The sequence below is a fragment of the Novosphingobium sediminicola genome (assembly GCF_014196525.1).
In the GTDB taxonomy this organism is placed as follows: Bacteria; Pseudomonadota; Alphaproteobacteria; order Sphingomonadales; family Sphingomonadaceae; genus Novosphingobium; species Novosphingobium sediminicola.
In genome coordinates this window covers 184,935-205,018 of sequence record NZ_JACIDX010000005.1, presented here as the reverse complement: position 1 = coordinate 205,018, position 20,084 = coordinate 184,935, and the positions used below count along the sequence as shown (strand labels likewise).

At 62.1% G+C, this 20,084-nt stretch carries 18 protein-coding genes and 3 tRNA genes; 5 read left to right on the top strand and 16 right to left on the bottom strand.

Features of this window, described 5'->3' with window-relative positions; genetic code table 11:
• Window positions 1-21: 21 nt before the first annotated feature.
• The 4 genes from rpiB to GGR38_RS08335 all read right to left on the bottom strand — a co-directional run bounded on the left by rpiB (window position 22) and on the right by GGR38_RS08335 (window position 5,083).
• Window positions 22-459, bottom strand: a complete 438-nt coding sequence (gene rpiB / locus GGR38_RS08350; RefSeq protein ID WP_183624449.1) for a ribose 5-phosphate isomerase B — start codon at window positions 457-459, stop codon at window positions 22-24.
• A gap of 216 nt (window positions 460-675) precedes the next feature.
• Window positions 676-2,709: an RNA polymerase sigma factor RpoD gene (rpoD, locus tag GGR38_RS08345; protein ID WP_246404346.1), complete on the bottom strand. Its 2,034-nt coding sequence runs from the start codon at window positions 2,707-2,709 to the stop codon at window positions 676-678.
• Window positions 2,710-2,721: 12 nt separating this feature from the next.
• A complete protein-coding gene (gene dnaG, locus GGR38_RS08340) occupies window positions 2,722-4,629 on the bottom strand; it encodes a DNA primase (protein WP_183624447.1) in 1,908 nt (635 codons plus the stop codon).
• 1 nt (window position 4,630) lies between these two features.
• Window positions 4,631-5,083 carry a GatB/YqeY domain-containing protein gene (locus tag GGR38_RS08335; protein WP_183624445.1) on the bottom strand — a complete coding sequence of 151 codons (453 nt, stop codon included), beginning with the start codon at window positions 5,081-5,083 and terminating at the stop codon, window positions 4,631-4,633.
• Window positions 5,084-5,239: 156 nt separating this feature from the next.
• Between GGR38_RS08335 and carA the strand changes: the two genes are divergently transcribed.
• From carA to greA, 3 genes are all read left to right on the top strand, one after another.
• Window positions 5,240-6,406, top strand: coding sequence for a glutamine-hydrolyzing carbamoyl-phosphate synthase small subunit (gene carA, locus GGR38_RS08330; protein WP_183624443.1), 1,167 nt, complete (start codon window positions 5,240-5,242; stop codon window positions 6,404-6,406).
• On the top strand, window positions 6,406-9,720 hold the full coding sequence (gene carB / locus GGR38_RS08325; protein WP_183624441.1) for a carbamoyl-phosphate synthase large subunit: 3,315 nt from the start codon (window positions 6,406-6,408) through the stop codon (window positions 9,718-9,720). The genes carA and carB overlap by 1 nt, the downstream gene beginning before the upstream one ends.
• A gap of 116 nt (window positions 9,721-9,836) precedes the next feature.
• Complete coding sequence (gene greA / locus GGR38_RS08320; protein WP_183624439.1) at window positions 9,837-10,313, top strand: transcription elongation factor GreA; 477 nt, start codon at window positions 9,837-9,839, stop codon at window positions 10,311-10,313.
• An 85-nt stretch (window positions 10,314-10,398) separates the two neighbouring features.
• Here greA and GGR38_RS08315 read toward each other — a convergent pair whose 3' ends face one another.
• From GGR38_RS08315 to GGR38_RS08300, 4 genes are all read right to left on the bottom strand, one after another.
• Window positions 10,399-10,620 (bottom strand): DUF4170 domain-containing protein, encoded by a 222-nt coding sequence (locus GGR38_RS08315; protein WP_172342426.1) that lies wholly within the window; start codon window positions 10,618-10,620, stop codon window positions 10,399-10,401.
• Between the two features lie 119 nt (window positions 10,621-10,739).
• On the bottom strand, window positions 10,740-11,114 hold the full coding sequence (locus GGR38_RS08310; RefSeq protein ID WP_183624437.1) for a hypothetical protein: 375 nt from the start codon (window positions 11,112-11,114) through the stop codon (window positions 10,740-10,742).
• Window positions 11,111-11,485, bottom strand: coding sequence for a phage holin family protein (locus GGR38_RS08305; protein ID WP_183624435.1), 375 nt, complete (start codon window positions 11,483-11,485; stop codon window positions 11,111-11,113). Before GGR38_RS08305 ends, GGR38_RS08310 begins: the two co-directional genes overlap by 4 nt.
• A gap of 79 nt (window positions 11,486-11,564) precedes the next feature.
• Entirely contained in the window at window positions 11,565-12,098 is a 534-nt protein-coding gene (locus GGR38_RS08300) for a hypothetical protein (protein WP_216650982.1), read from the bottom strand.
• Window positions 12,099-12,269: 171 nt separating this feature from the next.
• Between GGR38_RS08300 and eno the strand changes: the two genes are divergently transcribed.
• Complete coding sequence (eno, locus tag GGR38_RS08295; protein WP_183624433.1) at window positions 12,270-13,556, top strand: phosphopyruvate hydratase; 1,287 nt, start codon at window positions 12,270-12,272, stop codon at window positions 13,554-13,556.
• A gap of 75 nt (window positions 13,557-13,631) precedes the next feature.
• On the opposite strand, the gene GGR38_RS08290 is transcribed toward eno, so the two are convergent.
• The gene (locus tag GGR38_RS08290) at window positions 13,632-14,159 is read right to left on the bottom strand and encodes a MarR family winged helix-turn-helix transcriptional regulator (RefSeq protein ID WP_246404345.1); all 528 of its coding nucleotides are present in this window, start codon (window positions 14,157-14,159) and stop codon (window positions 13,632-13,634) included.
• Window positions 14,160-14,273: 114 nt separating this feature from the next.
• The gene (locus GGR38_RS08285) at window positions 14,274-14,438 is read right to left on the bottom strand and encodes a hypothetical protein (protein ID WP_183624431.1); all 165 of its coding nucleotides are present in this window, start codon (window positions 14,436-14,438) and stop codon (window positions 14,274-14,276) included.
• Window positions 14,439-14,765: 327 nt separating this feature from the next.
• Between GGR38_RS08285 and GGR38_RS08280 the strand changes: the two genes are divergently transcribed.
• On the top strand, window positions 14,766-16,853 hold the full coding sequence (locus GGR38_RS08280; RefSeq protein WP_183624429.1) for a M13 family metallopeptidase: 2,088 nt from the start codon (window positions 14,766-14,768) through the stop codon (window positions 16,851-16,853).
• A gap of 58 nt (window positions 16,854-16,911) precedes the next feature.
• On the opposite strand, the gene ribH is transcribed toward GGR38_RS08280, so the two are convergent.
• The 6 genes from ribH to GGR38_RS08250 all read right to left on the bottom strand — a co-directional run bounded on the left by ribH (window position 16,912) and on the right by GGR38_RS08250 (window position 20,017).
• On the bottom strand, window positions 16,912-17,334 hold the full coding sequence (ribH, locus tag GGR38_RS08275; RefSeq protein ID WP_168602557.1) for a 6,7-dimethyl-8-ribityllumazine synthase: 423 nt from the start codon (window positions 17,332-17,334) through the stop codon (window positions 16,912-16,914).
• A gap of 14 nt (window positions 17,335-17,348) precedes the next feature.
• Window positions 17,349-18,632, bottom strand: coding sequence for a 3,4-dihydroxy-2-butanone-4-phosphate synthase (gene ribB, locus GGR38_RS08270; RefSeq protein WP_183624427.1), 1,284 nt, complete (start codon window positions 18,630-18,632; stop codon window positions 17,349-17,351).
• A 43-nt stretch (window positions 18,633-18,675) separates the two neighbouring features.
• Window positions 18,676-19,680, bottom strand: coding sequence for an acyltransferase family protein (locus GGR38_RS08265; RefSeq protein WP_183624425.1), 1,005 nt, complete (start codon window positions 19,678-19,680; stop codon window positions 18,676-18,678).
• A gap of 55 nt (window positions 19,681-19,735) precedes the next feature.
• Window positions 19,736-19,811: transfer RNA gene (locus tag GGR38_RS08260), tRNA-Lys, on the bottom strand.
• A 27-nt stretch (window positions 19,812-19,838) separates the two neighbouring features.
• A tRNA-Lys gene (locus GGR38_RS08255) sits at window positions 19,839-19,914 on the bottom strand.
• A gap of 27 nt (window positions 19,915-19,941) precedes the next feature.
• Window positions 19,942-20,017: transfer RNA gene (locus GGR38_RS08250), tRNA-Lys, on the bottom strand.
• Window positions 20,018-20,084 lie beyond the last annotated feature (67 nt).

Genomic DNA, 20,084 nt, shown 5'->3' with positions numbered 1-20,084 from the left:
GGTGGCTTGTCCTTTTGGGGATCAGAAGGTGGGGTTGGTCAGCTTTTCGACGCGGCCGGTGTGGCGGCCGCCGCCGAAATCAGTGCTGAGGAATGCGGTGAGGCAGGCCTTGGCCATATCAACGCCGGTCAGGCGCGCGCCCATGGCGATGGCATTGGCATTGTTATGTTCGCGGGCAAGGGCAGCCGAGAGCGGCTCGCCCACCAGCGCGCAGCGCAGAGCCGGGTGGCGGTTGACGGCGATCGAAATGCCGATGCCGCTGCCGCACAGGGCCACGCCAAATTCCGCCGCGCCCGATGCCACCGCCTCGGCCAGCTTGTAACCATAGTCGGGATAATCCACCCGGTCCTCGGTTTCGGGGCCAAGGTCGCTGACCTCATGGCCTTCGTCGCGCAGGAACTGGGCGAGTTCGGCCTTGAAGGCAACGGCGGCGTGGTCGGATGCGATAGCGATTTTCATGGGTCTGGCTCGTTCCACTAGAGTCGTCTTGGCGGCTCCTTAGGCGTCAAACTGCGCCATGGCCACCCCCAACAGGGGCCAAAAGTGGCAGTTTTGCGACGTTGGTGGCTGGTTTGCACCTTGGCAGCATTTGCGGCGCCGCTATCCATCGCGTTTTTACAAAAAAGGGCGCGATTCCCAATAGAATCGCGCCCTTTTGCATCAAGATTTCCGCAATTATTGGTCGAGGAACGACCGCATCTTGCGTGACCGGCTCGGGTGCTTGAGTTTGCGCAGCGCCTTGGCTTCGATCTGGCGGATACGTTCGCGCGTCACGCTGAACTGCTGGCCCACTTCTTCCAAAGTGTGGTCGGTGTTCATGCCGATGCCGAAACGCATACGCAGCACGCGCTCCTCGCGCGGCGTCAGCGATGCCAGCACGCGGGTGACGGTTTCCTTCAGGTTGGACTGAATCGCGGCATCGACGGGGATGATCGCGTTCTTGTCCTCAATGAAATCGCCCAGATGCGAATCTTCCTCGTCGCCGATCGGCGTTTCAAGGGAGATCGGCTCCTTGGCGATCTTCATCACCTTGCGCACCTTTTCGAGCGGCATGCTCAGGCGCTCGGCCATTTCTTCCGGCGTAGGCTCGCGGCCCTGCTCGTGCAGGAACTGGCGGCTGGTGCGCACCAGCTTGTTGATCGTCTCGATCATATGCACCGGAATACGGATCGTGCGCGCCTGATCGGCGATGCTGCGCGTGATGGCCTGACGGATCCACCAGGTCGCATAGGTGCTGAACTTGTAGCCGCGACGGTATTCGAACTTGTCGACCGCCTTCATCAGGCCGATGTTGCCTTCCTGAATAAGATCAAGGAATTGCAACCCGCGGTTCGTGTACTTCTTGGCAATCGAGATCACGAGGCGAAGGTTGGCTTCCACCATTTCCTTCTTGGCGATGCGGGCCTCGCGTTCGCCCTTTTGCACCATGTTCACGATGCGGCGGAATTCGGGCAGAGCCATGCCGGTGTTGCTGGCAATGTCCGAAACCTCGGCACGGATGCGTTCGACCGCGTCGCCTTCGTTGACGGCAAAGGCCGTCCACTTCTTGTCCTTGCCCTGAACGCTGGCCAGCCAGTTATCGTCCAGCTCGCGGCCCACATAGGCTTCAAGGAAGTCCTTGCGGCTGACCTTGTGACGCTCGGCAAGGCGCAGCATCTGGCCACCAAGCGCCGTCAACCGGCGGTTGAAGGCATAGAGGTTATCGACCAGATATTCGATCTTCTGGCCATGGAACTGCACGCTTTCCACCTGCGCGGTCAGGTCTTCGCGCAATTGCTGATAGGTGCGTTCCTTGTCCGCCGGATAGTCATTGCCGACGGCCATGTATTCCAGCCGCTCTGCCTGCGCCTTTTCAAAGCTGTAGAACAGGTCGGTGATGAGGGCGAACTTCTCCAGCGCTTCGGGCTTGAGCTGCGCTTCCATCTGGGCGAGCGAGAGGGTGTTATCCTCTTCCTCTTCCTCAACGGGGCGCTTGGCGCGGCGCTCGATGCCGTCCTCATCCTCCTCGTCGGCGGACTCGGTTTCCTCGATGTCCTCTTCCTCCTTGAAGGAAGGGCCGGCGGTGGCTTCGGAAATCTCGCCATCGGCTTCTTCGCCGTCTTCCGAGAGGTTTTCCGGCTGCGGCTCTTTGGAAAGCATCGCGTCGAGATCGAGGATCTCGCGCAGCTGCATTTCGCCATTGTTGAGCGCTTCGGACCACTGGATGATGGCGTGGAAGGTGATCGGGCTTTCGCACAGGCCCAGAATCATCGTGTCGCGACCGGCCTCGATCCGCTTGGCGATGGCGATTTCGCCTTCGCGGCTCAGCAGTTCGACCGCACCCATTTCGCGCAGATACATGCGCACAGGGTCATCGGTCCGCTCGACCGTTTCCTTCTTCTTTTCGATGGCCGGGCGGTCGGACATCGTCGAATCGGAATCGTCGACATCATCGGCGGCATTGTCATCGGGCTCGGCGGCATCCTCATCGCTTTCCACGATGTTGACGCCCATCTCGCTGATGGCGGCCATGATGTCCTCGATCTGATCGTTCGAGAACTGGTCCTGAGGCAGCGCCTCGTTCAATTCGTCATAGGTGATGATGCCGCGGCGCTTGGCGCGGGCGATCAGCTTCTTGATCGAGGCTTCATTGAGGTCGATCAGGGGAGCGTCGCCGCCTTCGCCCTTGCCGCCATCCGACATGTCCGCGCCAGAAATCTCTTCGTCCATCCTATACGCCATCTAGAGGTGCGCGGCATCGGGCGATGCCGCCGCAGCATTATCCTGTGCAACCGCCATTTGGCCGAGTCGCGCCTTCAAATCCAGCTCTCTTTTTTCCAAATCGCGCAAACGCGCCAACAATCTTTGCTGTTCTGCCCAACTTTCCTCGGTCACCTCGCCGCTTTCGCGGGTTTGGGCCAAGGCGGCCTCCACCATCGGCTTTTCCGCCAGCACGCAAAGCACGTCGGACAATTGCCCTTTGGCGCCTTCCCCCGATTCGCAAAGGAAAGCAAATTCCATACCGGGACGTGCAGTGGTGTCGGGAGGCGTTAAGCCTTTCTCCGCCAAGATGGTGCCGATGGCGGCGCTTTCAAGGGGGGCGCCATCATCAAGCGCATCAAGCAGCGCATCGCACCGCGCATCCTCCTGCGCCAGACGCGCCAGCAGGCTGGCATGGCGGGCGATTTCGCCGGGCATGCGGATCAGGCCCGCCAGCACCGCCTCGATTGTGGCGGCGCGGAACGGGTTGGCGGGGCGTTGCAGCCTTTGCGTGGTTTCCTCGTGGGGCAGGGGCGGGGGGATGTCGCGTCCGAAACGCCCGCCGCGCTGCTGCTTTTGAAAAGGCTGGCGCGGTTGCCATGGCGGACGGCTATCCTCGCGCCGGGGAAAGGCGAAAGCGGAAAAGCGTTCGAGCAGATCGCGCCGATAGAGCGCCTTGATGTCATTGTCGGCAATCGTGTCGACATGGGCCATCAGCCGCGCCTTGAGGCCCGCCTTTTCCTCGGGGCTGCCCGCAGGGGCGGCATCCATTTCGAATTGCCACAATGTGTCGAGCAGGCTTTGCGCGCCCGCCAGCACTTCTTCCATCGCGGCGGGGCCACGCGCCTTGATCAGGTCGTCGGGGTCCTGCCCCTGCGGCATACGCACGATGCGCAGGGAGTGGCCGGGCCGCAGCAAGGGCAGGGCGCGCGTCACGGCGCGCATCGCCGCCCTTTGCCCCGCCGCATCGCCGTCGAAACACAGCACCGGCATCGCCACCATGCGCCAGATCATCTCGATCTGCGTCTCGGTCAGCGCGGTGCCCAGCGGGGCCACCGCGTCGTGAAACCCCGCCGCCGCCAGCGCGATCACGTCCATATAGCCTTCGACCACAATGATCCGCCCCGATTGCCGCGAGGCAGGCGAGGCGCGATGGTGGTTATACAGCGTGCGCCCCTTGTCGAACAAAGGCGTGTCGGGCGAGTTCAGATATTTGGGCGCATCGGTCTTGTGCGTGGCCAGAATGCGCCCGCCAAAGGCAATCACCCGCCCGCGCGGATCGTGGATGGGCAGCATCAGGCGGCCCCGGAACCGGTCATACGGCTCCTTGTCCTCGACCACGATGCGCAGGCCGCCCTCGATCAGCATCGGTTCGGGGAATTGGCCCAAAGCGCCTTTCAACGCCTGACGCCCCTCCGGCGCATAGCCAAAGCCGAATTCGCGGCACACGGCGGCGGAGAACCCGCGCGAGGCCAGATAGGAGCGTGCCTGACCGCCCTCGGGGCTGGCCAGCTGGTCCACAAAAAACGCCTGCGCCGCGCCCATCACATCATGCAGGCTCTTCTGCTTTTCCGCGCGCTGGGCCTGCCTTGGGTCGGGGGCGGGGACTTCCATCCCCGCCTCCTCGGCCAGTTGTTTCACCGCATCCATAAAGGACAGGCCGCGCTGATCGGTCATCCAGCGGATGACATCGCCATGCGCCCCGCAGCCAAAGCAGTGATAGAAGCCCTTTTCATCATTGATGGTGAAGCTGGGCGTCTTTTCGTGGTGAAACGGGCAACAGGCCTTGAACTCGCGCCCCGCCTTGGTCACGCGCTCGGTCCGGCCGATCACGGCGGACAGCGTGATCCGGCTGCGCAATTCATCAAGGAACTGGGGCGAAAGACTCATTTTACGCCAGAGCCGCCTTCACCAGTGCGCTGGCCTTGCCCATGTCGATCTGGGTGCCGTGCTTGGCCTTGAGGGCGCCAACAACCTTGCCCATATCCTTGATGCTGCTCGCGCCCACTTCGGCCTTGATAGTCTCAATCGCGGCCTTGACCTCGTCCTCGCTCATCTGCGCGGGCAGGAAGTCCTCGATCACCGCGACCTCGGCGGCTTCGGCGGCGGCCAGCTCGGGGCGGCCACCCTGTTCATACATGGTGATCGATTCGCGGCGCTGTTTCACCATCTTTTGCAGCACATCGGTCACGATCACATCGTCATCGGGAATGCTGCTGGCCGTGCGCAGTTCGATATCCTTGTCCTTCAGCTTGGCCAGAATGAGGCGGACGGCTGCAAGGCGGGGCTTGTCGCCCGATTTCATGGCGGCCACCTGCGCGGCCTTAATCGAATCGCGGATCATTTTTCTAAACTTTCCCGTGGAGTTTTGCGCATTTCGCGGCTTGGCGGATAACCCTAGCGGGATTTTTCCGGTTTTGATAGGTTGACGGATAAGGGTATGGGGTCTAGCGGGCGGGCCTTAGCACCCATTGTTGAAAACTTCTCACGGAGCGCCCCCATGGCAGACCCCGCCCCTTCGCTTGCGCCTAAACCAGTTGGCGCCACTGCCGTCCTGGTACTGGCCGATGGTTATGTCGCCTGGGGCCGAGGATTTGGCGCGCAAGGCAGCGCCGTAGGTGAAGTGTGTTTCAACACTTCGATCACCGGCTATCAGGAAATCATGACCGATCCCAGCTATGCTGGCCAGATCGTCACCTTTACGTTCCCCCACATCGGTAATGTCGGCGTGAACCATGAAGACAACGAGGCCGCCGTTGACGGCGCCGTTGGCTGCATCGTGCGCGAAGACGTGACCAACCCTTCCAACTTCCGCTCCGAAGGCCGTTTCGACGCCTGGATGAAGGCCAAGGGCAAGATCGGCATCGCAGGGCTCGACACCCGTGCCCTGACGCGCCGCATCCGCCTCTCGGGCGCGCCCAATGCCGTCATCGCCTATAATGAGGCGGGCGAATTCGACATTCCCGCGCTGCTGGCCAAGGCGCAGCAGTGGCCCGGCCTTGAAGGCATGGATCTGGCCAAGATCGTGTCGCGCAAGGGGCAGGAAAACTGGGAAGGCAGCGTCTGGCATCTGGGCAAGGGCTATGGCCGTTCGCCCCACGATCCGCGGCCGCATGTCGTGGCGATGGATTTCGGCGCCAAGGACAACATCTTCCGCAATCTGGTCGCCGCTGGTGCGACTGTGACGGTGGTTCCGGCGGAAACGCCGCTTGATGTCATCCTCGGCCTCAAGCCCGATGGCGTGTTCCTGTCCAACGGCCCCGGCGATCCGGCGGCCACGGGCGTTTACGCCGTGCCGGTCATCAAGGCGCTGCTCGATCAGGGCATGCCGATCTTCGGCATCTGCCTTGGTCACCAGATGCTGGCGCTGGCCGCCGGCGCCAAGACCATCAAGATGCATCAGGGCCATCGCGGCGCGAACCACCCGGTCAAGCGCATGGCCGAGGGTGTGGTGGAAATCACCAGTATGAACCACGGTTTCGCGGTGGATGCGGCCAGCTTGCCCGAAGGCGTGGTGGAAACCCACAAGTCGCTGTTTGACGGTTCGAACTGCGGCATCGAGATCACGGGCAAGAAAGCCTTCTCGGTGCAGTATCACCCCGAAGCCTCGCCGGGGCCGATGGACAGCTTTTATCTTTTCACGAAATTCATTGAGAGCATTGCCTGATGCCTAAGCGGACAGACATCTCCTCGATCCTCGTCATTGGCGCGGGGCCCATCATCATCGGTCAGGCTTGCGAGTTTGACTATTCCGGCACGCAGGCGATCAAGGCGCTGAAGGAAGAGGGTTACCGGGTTATCCTGGTCAACTCGAACCCGGCCACGATCATGACCGACCCGGAAATGGCCGACGCGACCTATATCGAGCCGATCACCCCGGCCATGGTCGCCAAGATCATCGAAAAGGAGCGCCCCGATGCGGTGCTGCCCACGATGGGCGGCCAGACCGCATTGAACACCGCGCTGGCGCTGTTTGAAGACGGGACGCTGGAAAAGTACGGCGTGCAGATGATCGGCGCTGATGCCGATGCCATCGACAAGGCCGAAGACCGCCAGCGTTTCCGCGAGGCCATGGACAAGATCGGCCTCGAATCGGCGCGCAGCGGCGTGGCCCACACCGTGGACGAAGCCTTTGCCGTGCTGGAGCGCACGGGTCTGCCCTCGATCATCCGTCCTTCCTTCACGCTGGGCGGCACGGGCGGCGGCATCGCCTATAACAAGGCCGAGTTCGAAAAGATCGTGAAGAGCGGTCTGGAAGCCAGTCCCACCACCGAGGTTCTCATCGAGGAATCGCTGCTGGGCTGGAAGGAATATGAGATGGAAGTCGTGCGCGATCGCAACGACAATTCCATCATCATCTGCTCGATCGAAAATATCGATCCGATGGGCGTGCATACGGGCGACTCGATCACGGTTGCGCCCGCATTGACGCTGACGGATAAAGAATATCAGATCATGCGGACCGCCTCGCTCAACGTGCTGCGCGAGATCGGCGTGGAAACGGGCGGGTCGAACGTCCAGTTCGCGGTGAACCCGGCCGATGGCCGTCTGATCGTTATTGAAATGAACCCGCGCGTGTCGCGCTCCTCGGCGCTGGCGTCGAAGGCCACGGGCTTCCCCATCGCGCGCGTCGCGGCCAAGCTGGCCGTGGGCTATACGCTGGACGAGCTGACCAACGAGATCACGGGCGCCACGCCTGCCTCGTTCGAGCCGAGCATCGACTATGTCGTGACCAAGATCCCGCGCTTTGCCTTTGAAAAGTTCAAGGGCTCCGAGCCGCTGCTCTCCACCGCGATGAAGTCGGTGGGCGAGGTGATGGCGATCGGGCGCAACATCAAGGAATCGATGCAGAAGGCGCTGCGTGGGCTGGAAACGGGCCTCGACGGTTTCAACCGCGTCGACGAACTGGTGGGTGCAAGCCGCGACGAGATCACCGCCGCCCTGTCGCGCGCCACGCCCGACCGCCTGCTGGTGGTGGCGCAGGCTTTCCGCGAAGGCTTTACCGCCGCCGACATCAACCGGATCACCCATTACGATCCGTGGTTCCTGGCCCATATCGAGGAAATCATCGCGGCCGAGGCCGAGGTGGCCAAGAATGGCCTGCCCAATGATGCCGACGGTCTGCGCCGTCTGAAGGCCATGGGCTTCTCGGACAAGCGTCTGGCCAAGCTGGCGGTGCAATCCGCTGCGCTGGCGGGCAGCGCCAATATGGCGCGTTCTGGCCTGCTGCATGATGTGGTCGAAGCGATGGTGGGCGCCACCAGCGAGGCCGAAGTGCGCGCGCTGCGCCACCGTCTGGGCGTGCGCCCGGTGTTCAAGCGCATCGACAGCTGCGCGGCTGAGTTCGAGGCGATTACGCCCTATATGTACTCGACCTATGAAACGCCGATGTTCGGCGTGGCCGAGAACGAAGCCGATCCGTCCGACCGCAAGAAGATCGTGATACTTGGCGGCGGCCCGAACCGTATCGGTCAGGGCATCGAGTTCGACTATTGCTGCTGCCATGCGTGTTTCGCGCTGGAAGAGGTCGGCTATGAAACCATCATGGTCAACTGCAACCCCGAAACGGTTTCGACCGACTATGACACCTCGGACCGCCTGTATTTCGAGCCGCTGACGGCCGAAGACGTGCTGGAAATCCTGACGGTTGAACAGTCGAAGGGCGAACTGGTCGGTGTGATCGTGCAGTTTGGCGGGCAGACCCCGCTGAAGCTGGCGCAGGCGCTGGAAGATGCGGGCATCCCCATTCTGGGCACCAGCCCGGATGCCATCGACCTTGCCGAAGACCGCGAGCGTTTCGCCGCTCTGGTCGAACAGCTTGGCCTGAAGCAGCCCGCCAACGGCATCGCGCGCAGCCGCGACGAGGCGGTCAATGTTGCCAGCCGTATCGGTTATCCGGTGCTGATGCGTCCGTCCTATGTGCTGGGCGGCCGGGCGATGGAGATCGTCGACAGCGTGGCGCAGCTTGATGACTATATCGCCACGGCGGTGCAGGTGTCGGGCGACTCGCCGGTGCTGATCGACCAGTATCTGCGCGATGCGATCGAGTGCGATGTCGATGCGCTGTGCGATGGCGAAAAGGTCGTCGTGGCGGGCGTGATGCAGCATATCGAAGAGGCTGGCATCCACTCGGGCGACAGCGCCTGCACCCTGCCGCCCTACAGCCTCTCGGCCGAGATCATCGCCGAGATGGAGCGTCAGGCCGAATTGCTGGCGCTGGCGCTGGGCGTCAAGGGGCTGATGAACATCCAGTTCGCGGTCAAGGATGGCGAAGTTTACCTCATCGAGGTCAATCCGCGCGCCTCGCGCACGGTGCCTTTCGTGGCCAAGGCCATCGGTCAGCCGGTTGCCAAGATCGCCGCGCGCGTGATGGCGGGTGAAAAGCTGGACACGTTCCCGCCGTTCCGCCGCGATCTGCCCTATATGGCGGTCAAGGAAGCAGTGTTCCCGTTTGCCCGCTTCCCCGGCGTCGATCCGGTGCTGAGCCCCGAAATGAAGTCCACCGGCGAGGTCATGGGCCTCGACAAGGATTTCGCCACGGCCTTTGCCAAGAGCCAGCTGGGCGCGGGCGTCAAGCTGCCTCAGGAAGGCGTGGTGTTCATTTCGGTCAAGGATACGGACAAGGCGGTCGTGCTGCCTGCCGCGCGCAAGCTGGTCGAACTGGGCTTCCGCCTGATCGCCACCGGCGGCACGCAGAAGTTCCTGGCCGAGGCGGGCGTTGCGGTCGAACTGGTCAACAAGGTGGCCGAAGGGCGCCCGCATATCGTTGACCGAATCATCGATGGCGGCGTGGCGCTGGTGTTCAACACCACCGAGGGTTGGCAGAGCCTGAAGGATTCGCAGAGCATCCGTCAGGCCGCGCTGGGCAACAAGGTGCCTTATTTCACCACTGCGGCGGGCAGCGTCGCGGCTGTGGAAGCGATTGGCGCGATGCGTTCGGCCAGTCTTGAAGTGTGCCCGTTGCAAGCCTATTATAGCTGACCGACCACGTCCTTTCCGCAAAAGTTGGAAGGCAAACCCCCGCGTTTTCATCAAAATGCGGGGCGGAGCCTCCGACTGTCCCGGCGGAGGGAAGGGCCATGAAGGAAGTTTCACGGATGGCAAGTATCGAAAAGCTGCCGATGCTGGCGATTGGCTATGAAAAGCTGACGGCCGAGCTGAAGGCGCTGCGGGAAGAGCGGCCCCGGATCGTTGACGCGATCGAGGAAGCGCGCGCGCATGGCGACCTTTCCGAAAATGCGGAGTATCACGCCGCCAAGGAGCGTCAGGGGCAGGTTGAAGCCACGATCGCCGATCTTGAGGACAAGATCAGCCGGGCGCAGATCATCGACCCCACCACGCTTTCTGGCGACCGGATCATCTTTGGCGCCACCGTCACTTTGCTGGACGATGACGACAAGCCGGTGCGTTACCAGATCGTCGGCCCCTATGAGGCGGACGCGAAACTGGGCCGGATCAGCTATGTCTCGCCGCTGGGCCGGGCGCTGATCGGCAAGAAGGTTGACGAAGACATCGAGGTCCGCGTGCCCGCGGGCGATCGTTTCTATACCGTGGAAAAGATCGAATTTATCTGATCCGCGCCTCTGGCGTAAATGAAAAGGCCCCGCTGATCGGCGGGGCCTTTTCATTTGGACCGATGCGGGATGAACCCGTTGCCGATCAATGTTCGTGGCCGGGTTCCAGCAGCTTGTGCAGATGGACGACCACATACTTCATCTCGGCATCGTCAACGCTGCGCTGGGCCGCGCCGCGCCATGCTTCCACGGCCGAAGCGTAATCGGGAAACACGCCGACATAATCGAGCGCGCTGAGGTCCACGAAATCGAGGCCCTGCGGGTCACGCACACGACCGCCGATGACGAGGTGGAGAAGTTGGGACATGATGGCTTGTTTCCAGCAAATTGGAGGATTGAGCCTTTGCCATAGCATCGGGCCAAGCCGATCAGCAAGCGCCACCAAGGTTGAAATCAAGCATATTCTGATTGCGTTTCGCGCAAGTTTTATACCCCATCACCCTTTCCGGGCAGGCGGGCGAGGATTTTCGACAGGCCCGATTGCAGTCTTTCGCGCGCCTTGGCCCATGCCGGCTTGGCCTTGGGCGCCAGTTCGACCGCCTTGGCAAAGATCTGCTTGCGCGCCAGCCAGAGCATCAGCGCGGTCAAGGTTCCCGCCAGCACACCGCGCTCGTCGGCGGCAATCTCCATCGCCTGCGAGAGCGCCTTGCGCCCCTGCACCTGTATGTCATTGGTTAGGCGGCGGCCCAATTCGCCCGGCTCGGCCAGAGCGCGGATGCGCGTGGAGCGGCTGAGAAATTCGGCGCGGGCCGCATCGCGCGCGGCGCGCAATTGCGCCAGTTTTTCCTCGGCCGGGCTCATGCGTCACCTTCCGAAGCGGAAAACAGCGTGATCAGCCTGCGGATGGCCCGCTTGACCTTCAGCACGCTCCAGAACGTGATGAGCAGCAACAGCGCCACCACGATGCCCATCGCCCCCCACGGCCCCACCAGCGTCGCCAGACCCAGCAGCGAGCCCATGATGATCGCCATCAGCAGGAAAAACACCAGCGCCAGCGCCAGCGCCGTCAGCCCCGCAATGCGCAGCACAAGACCCACAGCCATTCCGGCGCGGGCCTTTTGATATTCGATCTCGCTGTCAAACGCCGCGCGGGTCGATGTGAACAGGCCGTGGAAATCCTCTTCGAGGCTTGGCTCGTCGATTTCGCTGCTGTCTTGCCGATGCTTGGGCATCAGGCCCCCTTCAATACTTGCACCAAAGCGCCGGAGCGGCGTCAAACCGCCCGGCGCCCTGCGCTACATGCCTTTCGGCTTATGCTTCTTCGTCGCTCTTGCCGCCTAGCAGCTTGGTCAGGGCAAAGCCCACCGCGATCAGCGCGCCGGCGGCGATCACCGGATTTTTCTTCACAAATTCGGTGGCTTCCTTGCCCAGCTCTTCCAGATCCTTGGATTCCAGCTTGGCGCCGGTTTCCTGAAGCGCGCGGGCCGCGCTGCGGGCATAATCGCCGTATTTCTCGCCCAGCTTGTCATCGACAAGGCCCGCATTGTCGGCCACAACCTTGCCCAGCGAGGTGATGGCGTCGCTCGCCTTCACCTTGCCATCGGCGGCCAGATGCAGCGCGCGTTCCTTGGCCTGTTCGCCAATCGCCTTGGCTTCGGCCAGCAATTCGCCGCTCGAAAGCTTTTCGGTATAGGGCGCAGCCTTTTCCTGCAAATCCTTGCCCAGCGCGAGGGCGCCCGCGCGCGCGTCGTCAATCGCCTTGCTGAACTTGGCCTTCACACCATCGGCCGTTTCGGTAACGGCTTGGGCAGCGTCGGCAACAAGAGCGTTGGTTTCATCGGCCATGGCTTATCATCCTTCTCTTGGGCGGGGCGTAGAGAATCGCGTGATGAATTCGCATCGATTTGCTCGCCTCGCTCCTATCATGCTGCAATGCACCTTGCCTGCCAAGGTTCCGCTGCTAAGGGAATCGTCTTGAGGGCATCTGAAAGGTGTCCGAGAGGAGATGAACACGCCATGACCGCGATTATCGACATCCACGCTCGCGAAATTCTGGACAGCCGTGGCAATCCCACGGTCGAAGTCGATGTGCTGCTCGAAGATGGCAGCTTTGGCCGCGCCGCCGTGCCCTCGGGCGCCAGCACCGGCGCGCATGAGGCGGTTGAACTGCGCGATGGCGACAAGAGCCGCTATCTGGGCAAGGGCGTCACCAAGGCGGTGGAAGCGGTGAATTCCGAAATCCACGAAGCGCTCGTCGGCGTCGATGCCGAAGATCAGCGCGACATTGACCTTGCCATGATCGAACTGGACGGCACGCCCAACAAGGCGCGCATCGGCGCCAACGCCATTCTGGGCGTCTCGCTGGCCACGGCCAAGGCCGCTGCCGACGCGCGCGGTCTGCCGCTTTATTCCTATGTGGGCGGCGTTTCGGCCCATGTTCTGCCCGTGCCGATGATGAACATCATCAATGGCGGCGAACATGCCGACAATCCGATCGACTTCCAGGAATTCATGATCATGCCGGTCGGCGCTGACTCGATCTCCGAGGCGGTGCGTTGGGGTGCGGAAATCTTCCACACGCTCAAGAAGGGCCTGCACGAAAAGGGTCTGGCCACGGCCGTGGGCGACGAAGGCGGCTTTGCCCCCAACATCGCCAGCACGCGCGCCGCGCTCGATTTCGTGTCGACCTCGATCGAAAAGGCCGGTTTCAAGCTGGGCAGCGACATCCTGCTCGCGCTCGACTGCGCCTCGACCGAATTCTTCAAGAACGGCAAGTATGAGATCAGCGGCGAAGGCCTCTCGCTCAGCCCGGTCGAATTCGCCGAATATCTCGCCAAGCTCGCTGCCGACTATCCGATCATCTCGATCGAAGACGGCATGAGCGAGGACGATTTCGAAGGCTGGGCCGCGCTCACCAATCTGATCGGTGACAAGGTGCAGCTGGTGGGTGACGACCTGTTCGTGACCAACCCCAAGCGTCTGGCCATGGGCATTGATCAGGGTCTGGCCAACTCGCTGTTGGTGAAGGTCAATCAGATCGGCACGCTGACCGAGACGCTGGAAGCCGTTTCGATGGCGCAGCGCGCGGGCTATACCGCCGTGATGAGCCACCGTTCGGGCGAAACCGAGGATGCGACCATCGCCGACCTCGCCGTTGCCACCAACTGCGGCCAGATCAAGACCGGCTCGCTGGCCCGTTCTGACCGGTTGGCCAAGTATAACCAGCTGATCCGCATCGAGGAACAGCTTGGCGTTGCCGCGCTTTATGCCGGCAAGAGCGCCTTTGGCCGTTTGAAGGTCTAAAAAGCCTTCCGGACGCCGGAAACGGAAAGGGCGGGGAGTTTGCTCCCCGCCCTTTTGTTTTGCCCTGTGCGGTATTCAGAGATTGGCGAAATAGTCGAGCATCATCGACCGCGCCTTAGCGGTCAGGCGGACGAAGGAGCGGCGTGCATCGTGATTGTCATCCTCGCGCTCGACCATCCCGCGCAGTTCCAGCACATTGAGCCAGCGCAGCGCCGTCGTGCTGGGCACGCCGGAGCCGATGCAGGCGCTGGTCACGGCCACGCGCTTGCCGCGCTCTCCGGCCACGAACAGGTCGAGCAGGATGTCCCACGCGGGTTCGCCAAACAGCGTGTCGTCGCCAAAGGCCTCGATCCGGCGGCGGCGTTCGCGGTAAAGCTGTTGGGCCTGTTCGGCCGGGTCCGATTTCGGCCTTGCCGCGATACCGGCTCCGCCATCTTCGACAGGCACCGCAGGCGGCGCCTTTTCCAGTTCCATGGCGGCATTAAGCAGCGATTGCGCCAATGTGCGCAAACGTTGGTTGACGGGCTGGCTGCCCTCGGGCTCTTTCCAGATTTGAGGAGCCGCCCCGGCCAGAGCGGCAGAATTTCTGTCGGTCCAGTTCATCCCTTACGATGTCCCCCGTGCTAGCAGCAAAACATGGCAGCAGCAGAAATAGCTACTGGTGTCTGCGTAGTTTAGCCCAAGCAGGGGTGTTGGGAATATTAGGGGTAATACCGATTAATCGCCTTTCGAGTTATTTTCGTCGGAAATGAAGTAATCGCTCAGAGCATGCAAACAGGCATCCAAGTGTGCAGCTGCGGTAAAGGCATTAATGGCATCCAGCCGATCAAGTGCATTGCGCAGGCATTGCATCAGCGCGAGGGTGTCATTCGTCCGGTCCATGCTATCCCTGTTTCTGGACATTGCGACCCTTTGCCGATTGCTCTGCATCGGGGCATTGTTGGTGGTTGATACTGGCCGATAGGTGGGTGTGGTTCGCATTTGAACAAGCGCTGCTAGGTGATTACCACTATGTAGATCGTCAGATATGTTGGTGTCTTGTGCAGATTCGCCTCATTTGGACTATTCAAACCCGCCGATTGGCTTATCTCCAGCGCCATGACGGTCTTACTGACATCATTGTAACTTGTTGACTGGCTCTGTCTTGCGGGCTCTATGCCGGGACGCCCGACAGGAGGGGTGGCGCTATTATATTGTAAGGACAGGATAATGCCCAAGATTGCAGATTTTCGTCGGGCGCTGGCACTTGGCCTTTGCCCGCTGGCGCTGGCCATGCCGATGATGGCCCATGCGGCGGGTGCGCCCAAGGGGGCTTCGGTGGGGTTGAATGCATCCGGAATGGATCGTTCTGTCCGCCCCGGAGATGATTTTTACCTCTTCGCCAATGGTGTTTGGGCCCGCGAAACCGAAATCCCGGCCGATCGGGCCTCGGTTGGCGGCTTTTATATCGCCGATCAATCGACCGAAAAGCGAATCACCGCGCTGGTCGCCGATGTGGTGGCGGGCCATCCCAAGCCCGGCAGTGACGCCGCGCTGATCCACGATTACTATCGCGCCTATCTGGATACGGGGGCGATCAACGCGGCGGGCATGGCTCCGGTGCAGGGTGATCTGGCCGCATTTGCTGCGATTGCGAATAAGGCTGATCTGGCCCGTGTGTTGGGCGCACAGGTCCGCGCCGACGTAGATCCCCTTAACGCCACCGATTTTCAGACCGAGAACCTCTTCGGCCTGTTCATCACCCAATCCCTTAATGGCACGGCGGTGATGCCCTATGTATTGCAAGGGGGGCTGGGCCTGCCCGAGCGCGAATACTACCTCTCGGCCGACGCCAAGATGGCCGATATTCGCACCAAATACCGCGCCTATATTGCCACGATCCTTGCCGATGCCGGTCTGGCCGCCACGCCTGCTGATGCCGAGGCGCGCGCGGGCAAAATCTACGAGCTGGAAGCCAAGATTGCGCAGGCCCACGAAAGCCGTGAGCAGAGCGAGGATTTCCAGCACGCCAACGCCGAATGGACCCGCGCCGATTTCGCCGCAAAGGCGCCCGGCCTCGACTGGGAGGCCTTCTTCACCGCCGCCGGTCTGGCCCATCAGGATCGCTTTGCCGCCTTCCACGACCAATCGATCCCGCGCATCGCTGCGCTGGTCGCCTCCGAACCGCTGGATGTGTGGAAGGACTGGCTGGCTTTTCACCAGATCAACCAATATGCCTCAGTCCTGCCGACGAAGATCGACGATGACCGCTTTGCCTTTTACGGCGCGGTCTTGCAGGGCGTAAAGGTTCAGCGCAAGCGCGAACGCCGCGCGATTGCCGCGCTCAATGGCGCGCTGGGCGATGCGCTGGGGCGGCTCTATGTCGCCAAATACTTCCCCGCCGGCGACAAGGCGCGTATTCAGGGCATGGTGTCGGGCATCAAGGAGGCCTTTGCCACCCGCATCGGGCGGCTCGACTGGATGGCCCCCGCCACCAAGCAGGAGGCCATCGCCAAGGTGCGCGGCATTGTCGTGGGCGTGGGCTATCCCGACCGTTGGAAGGATTATTCGGCGCTGACGCTCAGCCCCGACAAGGCCTATGCCAATGCCAAGGCGGCGGGTCTCAACGAATACCGCCTGCAATTGGCCAAGATCGGCAAGCCAATGGATCGGGGCGAATGGTGGATGAATGCGCAATTGGTCAATGCGGTCAATCTGCCGGTGCAGAATGCGCTGAATTTCCCCGCCGCGATCCTGCAAAAGCCGTTCTATGATCCGGCGGCCGATGCGGCCTTCAACTATGGGGCGATCGGCGCGGTGATCGGCCATGAGATCAGCCATAGCTTTGACAACAATGGCGCGGCCTTCGACGCCTCGGGCCGTCTGCGCGACTGGTGGACGCCTGCGGACATGGCGCGCTTCAAACGGGCGGGCAAGGCGCTGGCTGACCAGTTCAGCACCTATGAGCCATTTACGGGCCTGCATGTTCAGGGCGAGCTGACGCTGGGTGAGAATATTGCCGATGTGGCGGGGCTGGCTGCGGCGCTCGACGCCTATCATGCCTCGCTCAAAGGCAAGGCAGCGCCCGTCATCAACGGCATGACCGGGGATCAGCGCTTCTTCCTCGCCTTTGCCCAAAGCTGGGCCACCAAGGTGCGCGAGGCCGCCCTGCGCGCCCAGATCGCCACCGATGGCCATGCGCCGGGGCAATATCGCGCGCTGACGGTGCGCAATCTGGATGCATGGTACAAGGCGTTCAATGTGAAGCCGGGCGACAAGCTCTATCTGCCGCCTGCGCGCCGCGTGAAGGTCTGGTAAAAGAAAAGGGCGCGGATGGGATGACCACCGCGCCCTTTTTCCTATCCTGTCCGGCGTTTTACGCGCCAAACTTTTCCTTCAGCGCCAGCAGGGCGAGGGCAGCCTTGGCCGCTTCGCCGCCCTTGTCCTTTTGCTTGGGGTCGGCGCGCACGATGGCCTGTTCTTCGTTTTCGACCGTCAGGATGCCGTTGCCGATTGCAATGCCATCCATGGTCAGCGCCATGATCCCGCGCGCGCTTTCGCCCGCCACGATTTCGAAGTGATAGGTCTCACCCCGGATCACCACGCCGATGGCCACATAGCCTTCATATTCGCCCGAAGCCTCAGCCAGCGAGATGGCGCCCGGAATTTCCAGCGCGCCCGGCACGGTCAGCACATCGACCTTATGCCCTGCCGCCTTCAGCGCGGCCCGCGCGCCTTCGACCAGCATATCGTTGAGGTGGTCATAGAAGCGGGCTTCGACAATCAGAAACTTGGCCATGATAGGTCCTTCAATCAAGCAATGCGGCGTTCTTCGGTGATGGTCAGCCCATAACCTTCCAGCGCGACAAGCGTATGATGCGTATTGGTCAAAAGCACCAGCTCATGGATGCCCAGCTCGGCCAGAACCTGCGCGCCCACGCCGTAATCGCGCAGTTCTTCGAGCGGCTTGGTGTTGCCGTCAATCGCCAGCTGGCGATATTCGAAGGACTTGGACACTTCCGAATGGGGGCGGTTGACGAAAACGATCACGCCCGCGCCTTCCTCGCCGATGATTTCCATCGAGCGGTGCAGCAGATCGGCGCGCGGGCTATCTTCGCCCAGCAGATCGCTGAACATCGAGGTGGAATGCATGCGCACCAGCGTCGGCTTGCTGGGGTCGATACGGCCTTTCAGCAGGACGAGATTTTCCTCGCCGGTCGCCTTGTTGGCATAGGCGCGGGCCTGCCATTCGCCGCCGAAACGGCTCTTGAAGGAGGTTTCCGACTTCAGGCTGACCATGCGGTCATGCTTGCGGCGATAGGCGATCAGGTCGCGGATCGTGGCGATCTTGATGCCATGCTGGCGGCCAAACAGCAGCAGATCATCCAGACGCGCCATCGTGCCGTCATCGCTCATCACCTCGCAGATGACGGCCGAGGGGTTGAGGCCCGCAAGGCGCGAAATGTCCACCGCCGCTTCGGTGTGGCCGGTGCGCACCAGCACGCCGCCCGGACGCGCGCGGAGAGGGAACACATGGCCGGGGCTGACGATGTCGGCCGGGCCCTTGCTGCCGTCGATGGCAACCGAGACGGTGCGCGCGCGATCGGCGGCTGAAATGCCGGTGCTGATGCCTTCCTTGGCCTCGATCGAGACGGTGAAGGCCGTGCCCAGCGGGGTGCCGTTGCGGCGGCTCATCGGTTCCAGACCAAGCTGGTCAACACGTTCATGCGAAAGGGCAAGGCAGACAAGGCCGCGGCCATAGGTGGCCATGAAATTGATCGCGGCGGGGGTGGCCATCTGGGCCGGGATAATCAGATCGCCTTCGTTTTCGCGGTCTTCGTCATCGACAAGGATGTACATCCGCCCGTTGCGGGCCTCCTCGATGATTTCCTCGATGCTGACCAGCACCGGGGTCTCGTCGCTCTCGTCAAGGAAACGCTCAAGCTTGCCCAGCGTTTCGGCGGTGGGGTTCCATTCCGCTTCGTTGACATCGCGCAGGGTGTTGGCATGAAGCCCTGCTGCGCGGGCCAGACCGGCGCGGGTCATGCCCCCTTCGTTGACGAGGCGGCGAACGCGATCGATGATGTTCTGTGTCATGAATGTGAGGTAATCACATGACACTGTGATTTCAAGAGGCGCATCACATCGCCATCACATTATTTCTTCTTAGTATGCGCCAGGCGGATATATGGGCCGCCAAAACCGCCACCAAAACCCCCGCCGCCGCCGCCACGCCCAGCCCGATCCAGTAATTACCGCCCAATTGCCGGATGCCCTGAAGGATCGGCATTTGCAGCGCGAACAGCGGAAAAGCGATCTGGCCTAGCCACAGCGCTGCGCGGTGAAACCTGTCTAGCCGCATGGCCCCGGCAATCATCAGCGGGCAGGCCAGCACGACAAAGCCGATGTCGAACCACCAGCCCTGCGCCTTGGTCCACCACACCAGCGGCAGCAGCGCGGGCATCAGGGGCAGCGCCACCCACCATGGCACGGGCACCGCAGGCTCTTCCTGCCACCAGCGTGCCAGCACGATGCCCAGCACATAGGCGGCAAGGCAACGAAGCGCGCCCCAGAAGAAATTGTCGCTCTTTGGCCCCACGTCCAGCCCGTGGAAATGCCACGAGATCCAGCCATCCGCCACCAGCAGCGCCGCCGCCAGCCCAATCAGCCACCACCGCCGCAACCGCCACAGGCCCAGCACATGGGCCGCATTGCAGGCCAGCTCGCAGGTCATCGTCCATGCCGGAATATTGAGCGGAAAGGCAAAGGTCCACCACCACACCGGCAGCAGCGCCATATTGGGCAGCGCCGCCAGCAGGAAATTGGGCAGATCGGCCGAGCGCAGCCAAAGGCGCGGCAAGCCGATCAACCCGCCCAGCGCCATCATCGGCCACAGCCGCCAGAAGCGCCGCCGCAGAAACGACCATGGCGCCGCGCCATGGTCCAGCCTCGGCTCCTGCACCCGAGCCATCAGGAAGCCGGAGAGCATCAGGAAGAAATCGACCCCCAGATAGCCCAGCCCAAACACCCTTTGTCCGCCAAACACCGCCCGCACATGCAGCAGCAGCACGCACGACGCCGCCACCAGCCGCAGCAGTTCCAGACCGGGCAGGCGCTTGATCGAAGGGGAGGGCATATGGGCCATGGCGCGGCCACTATCGACCATCGCGGCAAATGGAAAGCGATCTGTCAGGAAAGGGTGGTGGACGCACTAGGGCTCGAACCTAGGACCCGCTGATTAAGAGTCAGCTGCTCTACCAACTGAGCTATGCGTCCGTCTGTGCCAAAAGGGCCAGAAGATTTTGGTGGACGCACTAGGGCTCGAACCTAGGACCCGCTGATTAAGAGTCAGCTGCTCTACCAACTGAGCTATGCGTCCATCCACGCCGTAAAGGCGAAAAAACCGTGGTGGACGCACTAGGGCTCGAACCTAGGACCCGCTGATTAAGAGTCAGCTGCTCTACCAACTGAGCTATGCGTCCGTACCGGTTTTTGCGGAGAAGCTTGGTTGGCTTCCCTCCGGAGGCGCCCCCTTTAGCGTGTGATCGC